The organism is Phormidesmis sp. 146-12, assembly GCF_052939495.1.
Genome location: NZ_JBJPHS010000172.1, coordinates 1 through 9,556, shown reverse-complemented (window position 1 = coordinate 9,556; position 9,556 = coordinate 1). Strand labels below are relative to the sequence as shown.

Below are 9,556 nucleotides of genomic sequence, written 5' to 3'. Positions count from 1 at the left end.
CTCAACCTTTATCAAAACAACTCAAACTCCTACAGTTCTTGTGGTCGATGATGCTGCGTCCTTACGGCGACCTCTAGCCCTAACTCTAGAAAGAGCAGGGTTTCGAGTTTTACAAGCACAGGATGGTTGGGAAGCGATCGATCAGTTGCGTCAAAATTCACCTATAGAACTTGTGATCTGTGATATTGAAATGCCTAATATGAATGGGTTTGAGTTTCTTAACTACCGCCGTCAAGATGCTCAACTCTCACTTACTCCTACGGTGATGCTTACGTCTCGCAGCAATGAAAAACATCGCCGACTAGCAATGCAATTGGGTGCTACTGCCTACTTTACTAAGCCCTATCTAGAACAAGAGTTTTTAGCAGCACTCAAAAACATCCTCGATTCCTGCAAAATTGCATAAGCGTTGAAAAAGCAAAGCTTTGTTGGGCAATCTGAAATGCTTTGATGCGGCTGGTTATGCGGTAGAACGACGATTCCCTGTTATTACAGCTCTCTACTGACCTCCTCTAGGCTATCCGAGATTTTGCACCATTGGGATGCTCCCAGATTTTAATGCTTTTCAAATGGTTTCCCATTCAGGAAAGAAGTTGCCAAAAGAGAATGTTAATTCTGGTTCTCTCCCTAGCGATGTCCCTGAGCTACTCAGCCTGCCGTGCTGACAACAGTATGCCTCTGCTTTCAAAACTGCTGATTCCTCCTATTTTTTGAATTTGGAATTGCTGCCCTAAACCCTCCCAAACCACTCTCAAAGTTTCCCAGAACTGGCAGATTGGGGGGCAGAAGCCCTAAACACCGAAGCGAAAAAACTGAATCGAATTCCCATTGAACTAAACCAGCGAGAAAGCCAAAATACAGACGAACAAACTCTTAAATTCCTCCCTCCTCCCTCCTCTCTCCTCCCTCCTACTCAATCAGCCCCCGTCCCTTAATTTCTGCTAACTTTTCTTCGGTCAACACTTCGCCCTGAGTGTAGTAGCCAGCGGCTTTTTTGGCCTCAATCTCGACCATCGCATCAGCGGGAATCAGTTCGTCAGGAATGGGAACCCGTTCGATAATTTGAATGCCCGATTGGGTAATCGCGTTGTACTTCATATCGCTCATCGAAACGAAGCGATCGATGAGCGTAATTCCCAACCAGTGCAATACATCAGGCATCAGTTCTTGAAAGCGCATATCTTGAACGCCCGCCACACACTCAGTTCTGGCAAAGTAGGCATCCGCACGATCGCCCCCCTCTTGACGTTTGCGAGCGTTGTAGACGAGAAACTTGGTGACTTCTCCCAGCGCCCGACCTTCTTTTCTCAAATAGACAATCACGCCTGCGCCGCCTTCTTGAGCCGTTTGGATGCAGGCCTCAATGCCATGAACGAGATAAGGGCGACAAGTGCAAATGTCTGATCCAAACACATCCGATCCATTACACTCATCATGCACCCGAACGGCGAGCGGCTTGTTGGGATCAGTAATGGCAGCCGGATCGCCCACGATGTAAACCGTCAGACCCCCGATCGGAGGCAAAAACACCTTGAGATCTTGACGAGTAATCAGATCGGTAAACATGCCGCCTGTGTGTTCATACAATGTGCGACGCAGCAAACTTTCTTCAACGCCCAGTCGCTTGGCAATGCCGGGAAGATACCAGACAGGCTCGATCGCCGCCTTAGTTACAACCAAATTGCCACCGGGTTTCATGATCAAACCATCTTCCTGCAATCGACCTTTGGCGACGGCTTCTTGCAGTTCTGGCATGTTGATGTGGGCTTGCGTGATGGCGATCGACGGTCGAATATCATAGCCCTGTTCATACAAATCAGAATAAACTTCGCCCACCAAAGCGCCAAACGGATCGAGTGAAACAATGCGATCGGGGTCAGCCCAGGCAGGATGTGGCCCAAGGTGCGCCGCCGGGGAGGTATTTGTCAAATCTGCGCGATGGTTGGCTTGTAGACTGCCACTGGCCACTGCTAGAGCGCGATAGACGGCGTAAGAGCCTGAGTGAGTGCCAATCACATTGCGATGAGCGGGATTGAGAACTGTGCCAATAATTGGGCCACGTTTGAGCGGATCGGCGGCCCCCCAATGAAGGGCGATCGGCTTGGGGCCAAATTGAGCCGGGTGAGACGACAGAACAATATGCTTTTGTTGTGGATTGACAGATTTACCGACCATCGCTAGACACTCCCTTGCACCGTTATCAGGACGCGATCACTTGGGTTAATACGAGTTTGATGATCTTTCGCTGCGTTGTTGGCTTCTGCCACCCAACCCCCAATTTGGAGAGACTCTAAGACAGGCGTGGCTCAAAGTTTCTTAATAAAGGGCGATTTAAGAAGTTAATGAATCGGCAGCCAAAGCGAGAAATTCATCAGATTTACGTTGGGTTAACATCAGTTCGATGAATCTTTCGCTACGGTGATTAATCCGGGCAGCCCCCTAAATCCCCCACGAGTAGGGGACTTTGAACCAGAATTCTTCTCTGAAAGTCCCCCAAAATTGGCGGCTTGGGGGGCAGAAGACTTGAACAACGAAGCGGGAAATTCATCAAATTCATGTTGGTATTAGAATCCATGATTTTAGCAGCAGAATTTTACATCTCGAAGTATTCTAAAAGGCAGAAATCTTTACCTTTCCCAAGGCTTGACCCTTGAGTTAGATAAGCTTCAGGCTTTGTTGTCTCGCAGCGCTTGAATGATCTGCAAGTTTGCTTTGGGAAAGGGGTACTGATCCAAGTCTGACAACTCAACCCAGCGCACTTCATCACAGGCGATCGCTTGCGGTTCTCCACTCACATATTGGCAATGATGCACATTCAGCCTGACTTTAAAGTGAGTATAAGTGTGGTCAACGACCATTAAGCGATCGCCCACTTCAATCTCAATGCCGATCTCTTCTTGAATCTCGCGCCTGATGCAAGCCTCGATCGTTTCACTGGGTTCGACTTTTCCACCCGGAAATTCCCATAAGCCACCCAATAAGCCGTCTGATTTGCGGCGATCGATGAGAATCTGCTGCTGGTCGTTCCAAATTACTGCTACGCCAATTTCTTTGTGGGGAATGGGGGCACGCGCTTCTGACATAGGCACCTGAGATTGCATGTCTAGATTGTAAGCCTGACAGTGCAATTGCCAGGGACAAATCAAACAAGCAGGATGGTGAGTTGTGCAAACTGTCGCGCCCAGATCCATGATCGCCTGATTAAAATCTCTAGCGTGGTCAGGATCGATCGCGATTTCAGACAGGTTCCATAATTTTGGCAAAGCTTTACTGGGAGGCACTTCTAATGCGATCAGTCGGGCTAAAACTCGCTTAACATTGCCGTCTAGAATGGCGATCGACTGATCAAAGGCCGCGCTGAGAATGCCGCCTGCCGTCGTGCGACCGATTCCAGGCAGGGCGAGAACGTCTGTCGGATCTTGCGGAAACGTTCCATTGTGAGTTTGAACAATCTTCTGCGCGGCTTGATGCAGATTTCTAGCACGAGCGTAATAGCCCAACCCTTCCCAGGCTTTGAGAACCTGTTGTAAATCGGCAGATGCTAGAGACGCGATCGTCGGAAACTGAGCCAGCCAGCGATCGTAATAAGGAATCACCGTCTTTACCTGCGTCTGTTGGAGCATGATCTCTGAAACCCAGATTGCATAAGGATCACGAGTTCTGCGCCAGGGCAAGTCTCGACCGGATTGGGCATACCAGGTGAGGAGCGATCGTCGCAGCGCCAACACGTCAAAATTCGGCAGACCGTCTGTGTGATCTACCGAATCTTGCTTACGATTCAAAGCTTTTTGGAAAGAACTATTATTCTTTGCCACAGGTCAGTAATCTTTGTAGACGCAACCAGTGACTCATCATCTAACTATTCTCCGGGTTCGGCAACCTCAAAGGATTTCTCAAAGGTCATGCGCTGTTCGGCATTACGAATGAAATAACCGCTCATCATGGCAGAAGCCAGCAGTCTACCAAGATGCTCTCGACTCGTCGTAATCGTAATGTCAAAGCTTTCGGCAGGCAAGCCACCCAGCAGGCCAATGATATTGCGCTCCATCACCTGAAAAACATCAGATGAAGACGGCTTTGAGAGTTGAGCGATCGTTTCTGGGCTAAGAGACTGCACATACTGCCACAGCAGTCCAGGCTCGCCACCCTTGATGAATTCTGGAACTTGATTCGATGTGTCGTTCACGTTAACCAACCTCGCTGAGAGGACTGTATCGTTCTTTTGTTAAAACTACTTTAACAACTCAAACACCAACTGGGAGTCAGTAGAACCGAACTTAAAAGGTGGGATTGTCTACACTCGGAGGGATGAGGGATGGATTAGAACCTTTGGTTACTTTCAGAGAGGAATTCTGGTTCAAAGTCCCTCACTCGTGGGGGATTTAGGGAGCGTTCCTGGATCTAAAAGCGAAGCGAAGCGTTCATCGAACTGACGTTCAAAAAGCGGAGCGATCGACTGTCCGATCGCTCCGCCCTACCCTACAAGCTCATCCAACTCAAACGAAAGATCTCAGCATCGCACAAATTAATCAGAACGATCCTTTCATCCCTCCTCGCGCAGCGGATTACCCCCAAAGGGGGAACAGATCATCGAAGTTCTCCCTCATCCCTAACTCGCCAGATACTCACCCATATCGCCTTTGCGCTTCCGTAGCTTGGTGAGGGCTTCACGCTCGATTTGACGGACTCGTTCGCGGCTGATGTTGAGCAGGTCGCCAATTTTAGCCAACGTCAAAGCTTTTCCGTCTTCTAAGCCAAACCGCAGCGCCAAAACTTCTCGCTGTTGAGGCGTGAGATCCGCCATCAAAGTCTCCAGATCCTTGCGAAGAGACGCTTGAGCCGCAAAGTCTTCAGGAGAAGGGCCCGTGTCTTCGAGCAGTTCGCCCAATTCGGTGTCTTGATTGTCGCCAACTCGCAGATCTAAGGAGAGGGGAGAGCGCGATCGCTCCAAATATTCCCGCACTTGCCTGGGAGTGAGTTCTAACTCAACGGCCAATTCTGCGGCGGTGGCGGCTCGTCCTAGTTTTTGAGCGAGGGCCCGCTGGGCTTTTTTGATTTTGTTGAGCTTTTCGGTGATGTGAATGGGCAGACGGATGGTGCGACCTTTTTCGGCGATCGCCCTCGTAATCGCTTGCCGAATCCACCAGTAAGCATAAGTTGAGAACCGATAGCCCTTAGTGGGATCAAATTTCTCAACACCACGCTGCATTCCGATCGTGCCTTCCTGGATCAGATCCATTAAGTCCACGTTGCGCTTGGTGTATTTTTTGGCAACCGAGACGACCAGACGCAGATTGGCCTCGACCATCCGACGCTTGGCAACTTCGCCCTCGGCGATCGCCTGTCGCATTTCGGTCTCAGATAACCCAACTTGCTGCGCCAACTGAGTCTCATCGGGAGAATGACCTAGCGTCAGCGTCAGCGCCTCTCGCGTCTGGTTAATCAGCGCCAACTTTTGAACCTGTTTGCCGTAGAGAATCTCTTGCTCGTGAGTCAACAAAGGGACGCGACCAATTTCGCGCAGGTAAGCACGGACTGAATCGGTGGGAGTCTGGACTGTCTTCATAACGCTGATTTCGAGTAGAAGTGATGGAATTATGAGTTTTCTTGAAAGGACTCGATTTGGTAGGACAGCAACCCCAAAGGGAAGATGTCTCAAGTGGTACACACCTCAATCAGCCTAATTAATGTGTCGTTAGATATCGCTAATGCAGCAATATCTCAATTATGGAGGACGAGATTAAGCTTTGTAAAGATTATGAGAAACCTTTCGTCCATTTCTGGCAGATGAATAGGGAAAAGCCGTAGGGGGATTCAGTTTCAGGTTCTTTAATATACATATAGCTTACCCAGGAAAGAATTTACTGAGTGCATCCTGTGAGACAGAATCGCAGATTTGTTAGAAAGTCAGCTAATAATCCAGGAAGATTTAACGCTTTATTAAGCTATTGACGAAGCTCACAGACAAGGCTCCAGAGCAGTCTTATAGATATACGGTTAGAGACGACTGATTTTCATCTGCCGCATGGTAGAGCGGAGGCTTGAGCAACGAATCCAGGAATTGTCGGATCGCCAGTATAGCTTATTCACTCAATTCAAAGAGTCGTTGCTCAACAGTGAGGGCTAGGGGTGAATATAATCCTGTAGGGCGCTCACTGTCAGCGGTTGAGATTGGAGAGAGCGGATTGCGGAGGCAGTGGCTTTTGCGCCTGCGATCGTGGTGATGATCGGAATCTTGTAAGTCAGGGCGGTGCGGCGGATCAAGCGATCGTCGGTGTAGGCTTCTTCTCCTGAAGGGGTGTTGATAATGAGCTGGATTTGTTCGTTTTTGATCGAGTCCAAAACGTGGGGGCGGCCTTCATGAAGTTTTAAGACTAGCTCGACCTCTAAGCCGTTTTCTTTAAGAACTTTGCGGGTGCCTTCGGTGGCGACGACCTTGAAGCCCAGGGACATCAGATCTTTGACGACGGGAACGACGAGCGTTTTTTCACGATCGTTCATCGACACAAATACGGTGCCTTGGAGGGGTAAGCGCTGACTGGCTGCGAGTTCGGCTTTGGCGTAGGCTTTACCAAAATCGGTGTCGATGCCCATGACTTCTCCGGTCGATCGCATTTCTGGGCCCAAAATCGTATCGGTGCCCGGAAATTTGTCGAAGGGCAAAACGGCTTCTTTGACCGAGATGTGATGGGGAATTTTTTCTTCGGTGAAGTTGAGTTCCTTAAGGGTTTTGCCGGACATGATCCGGGCGGCGATTTTGGCGAGGGGCTGACCGATCGCCTTCGAGACAAAGGGCACCGTCCGAGAGGCGCGCGGATTGGCTTCTAGAATGTAAACCTGGTCGCCCTGGACGGCAAATTGAATATTCATCAAGCCGACAACTTTGAGCGCTTTGGCGAGTTGAATTGTCCAGGTGCGAATCTGTTCTAACACAGGCTGAGTCAGCGTCACCGACGGAATCGAGCAAGCCGAGTCGCCAGAGTGAATGCCCGCCTGTTCGATATGTTCCATGATGCCGCCGATCGTGACTTCGCCTGTGGCATCGGCGATCGCATCTACATCAACTTCGATGGCGTTTTCGAGAAACTTGTCGATCAAAATCGGGTGATCTGGCTCAATCTGAACGGCGTAAGTCATGTAGCGATCGAGTTCTGCATCCGAATAGACAATTTCCATCGCTCGACCCCCTAACACATAGCTAGGACGCACCACAACGGGATAAGTGACCCTCTGAGCGACTTTGAGCGCATCTCGGTAGCTGCGGGCCAGACCATTGGGCGGTTGCAGAATATCCAATTCGCGCAAAATCTTTTCAAAGCGTTCGCGATCTTCGGCGATGTCGATCGAGTCGGGCGAGGTGCCCCAGATGCGAGTTTTCAGCGTTGAGTCGGGCGTGTTGGCAGCAGTTTCGAGAGCAGATTGGAGCGGGACGGCTAACTTCAAAGGAGTCTGACCGCCAAATTGGATGATCACGCCTTCGGGATTTTCGGCCTCGATGATGTTGAGAACGTCTTCTTTGGTGAGTGGCTCAAAGTAGAGACGATCGCTCGTGTCGTAGTCGGTCGAAACGGTTTCGGGATTGGAGTTGACCATGATCGTTTCAAACCCGTCGGCTCTGAGCGCAAACGACGCATGACAGCAGCAGTAATCGAACTCGATGCCCTGTCCGATGCGATTGGGGCCGCCGCCCAGGATCATGACTTTGCGTCTGTCAGAGGGCAAAACTTCGGATTCTTCTTCGTAGGTCGAGTAGTAGTAGGGCGTGAGCGCCTCAAATTCTGCCGCGCAGGTGTCTACGGTCTTGTACGCCGGAACGATGCCCAGCGATTTGCGGTAGGCGCGGACTTCATCTTCGGTGGTTTTGGTGGCGAAAGCGATTTGACGATCGCTAAATCCCTGTCGCTTAATCTGATACATCTGCTCTTTGCCAAAACTGGTTAGAGATGTGCGTTTGAGCAGTTTTTCGGTTTCGAGCAGGTCGGCCATTTTGTCGAGAAACCAGGGATCGATGTTGGTGAGTTCGTAGATTTCGTCTACGCCCATTTTCATCTGCATGGCATGACGGACGGTGAAGATACGATCGGGGTTAGGAGTCCTTAAGCCTGCACGAATTTGTTCGAGGCTGGGCAACATTTCCTGGCGATCGCAGCCCCATCCTGCGCGACCTGTTTCTAGCGATCGCAGAGCTTTCTGAAACGATTCCTGGAAGGTGCGCCCGATCGCCATTGCCTCACCCACGGATTTCATTTGAGTGGTCAGAACGGCAGGCGATCCCGCAAACTTCTCGAAGGCAAAGCGGGGAATTTTGGTGACGACATAATCGATCGTCGGTTCAAAGCTGGCGGGTGTCTTTTTGGTAATGTCGTTGGGAATCTCATCCAACGTGTAGCCGACCGCGAGTTTTGCGGCCATTTTGGCGATCGGAAACCCGGTTGCCTTAGATGCCAGGGCCGAACTGCGCGACACACGAGGATTCATCTCGATCACCACCAATTCACCCGTCACGGGATTGATCGCAAACTGAATATTTGAGCCGCCTGTCTCAACGCCAATTTCGCGAATAATCTTGATCGAAGCGTCCCGCAGCCGTTGATATTCTTTGTCGGTCAGCGTTTGGGCGGGGGCCACCGTGATCGAGTCGCCTGTGTGAATGCCCATCGGATCAAGGTTCTCGATCGAGCAGATAATCACCACGTTATCCGCCAAATCGCGCATCACTTCTAGCTCATATTCCTTCCAGCCGAGCAGCGACTTTTCGATCAAAATCTGAGACACGGGGCTGGCATCTAACCCAGATTGAGCAATCTCCTCAAATTCTTTCTGGTTGTACGCAATGCCGCCACCCGATCCGCCCATCGTAAACGCCGGACGAATGATCAAGGGATAGCTGCCAATCTGCTTGCCGATCGTCTGCGCTTCTTCAGGAGTCTCAGCCAGACCAGAGGGGCACACGGCCACCCCAATCCGCCCCATTGCTTCCTTAAACAGGCGACGGTCTTCGGCCATCTCGATCGCTGGGAGTTTTGCGCCAATCAATTCGACGTTGTATTTGTCGAGGGTGCCGTTTTTGGCGAGAGCCACCGCGAGATTGAGGGCTGTTTGTCCGCCCATGGTCGGCAGCAGGGCATCGGGGCGCTCTTTTTCGATAATCAGGGCCACCATTTCGGGGGTGAGCGGCTCAATATAGGTGCGATCGGCGGTGTCGGGGTCGGTCATGATCGTCGCCGGGTTGGAGTTGACCAAAACCACTTCGTACCCTTCGTCTCGCAAGGCTTTACAGGCTTGGGTTCCAGAATAATCGAATTCGCAGGCTTGCCCGATCACAATCGGGCCAGAACCAATCAAGAGGATTTTGTGGAGGTCGTTGCGACGAGGCATAAGGGTTTAGCCAACTCTTTGAGGTGAAATCCCAATCATTGTAGAGGCTTTCATTTACAGATTTGTGACTGTTTTATCTATTTGACTCGATCGTGGGTCAGGTTAATTCCTTTAGAAACTCATTTAACGTGAATTCGATGGAGTTTTCTCGCTTCGTTATTGGGCACTTCTGCCCCCC

General features: G+C 50.6%; 6 protein-coding genes. 1 reads left to right on the top strand and 5 read right to left on the bottom strand.

What is annotated here, in order from left to right:
• Positions 1–406 (top strand): response regulator (locus ACKFKF_RS32980; RefSeq protein ID WP_446871615.1); only part of this gene is annotated, 406 nt, incomplete at its 5' end.
• Between the two features lie 503 nt (positions 407–909).
• Here the strand turns inward: ACKFKF_RS32980 and ACKFKF_RS32975 are convergent.
• The 5 genes from ACKFKF_RS32975 to carB all read right to left on the bottom strand — a co-directional run bounded on the left by ACKFKF_RS32975 (position 910) and on the right by carB (position 9,378).
• Entirely contained in the window at positions 910–2,175 is a 1,266-nt protein-coding gene (locus tag ACKFKF_RS32975) for a GTP cyclohydrolase II (RefSeq protein WP_446871614.1), read from the bottom strand.
• 491 nt (positions 2,176–2,666) lie between these two features.
• Positions 2,667–3,815, bottom strand: a complete 1,149-nt coding sequence (mutY, locus tag ACKFKF_RS32970) for an A/G-specific adenine glycosylase (RefSeq protein ID WP_446871613.1) — start codon at positions 3,813–3,815, stop codon at positions 2,667–2,669.
• Positions 3,816–3,859: 44 nt separating this feature from the next.
• Complete coding sequence (locus ACKFKF_RS32965; protein ID WP_446859956.1) at positions 3,860–4,186, bottom strand: DUF760 domain-containing protein; 327 nt, start codon at positions 4,184–4,186, stop codon at positions 3,860–3,862.
• Between the two features lie 423 nt (positions 4,187–4,609).
• Positions 4,610–5,566, bottom strand: coding sequence for an RNA polymerase sigma factor, RpoD/SigA family (locus tag ACKFKF_RS32960; protein WP_446871612.1), 957 nt, complete (start codon positions 5,564–5,566; stop codon positions 4,610–4,612).
• A 557-nt stretch (positions 5,567–6,123) separates the two neighbouring features.
• The gene (gene carB, locus ACKFKF_RS32955; RefSeq protein ID WP_446871611.1) at positions 6,124–9,378 is read right to left on the bottom strand and encodes a carbamoyl-phosphate synthase large subunit; all 3,255 of its coding nucleotides are present in this window, start codon (positions 9,376–9,378) and stop codon (positions 6,124–6,126) included.
• Positions 9,379–9,556 lie beyond the last annotated feature (178 nt).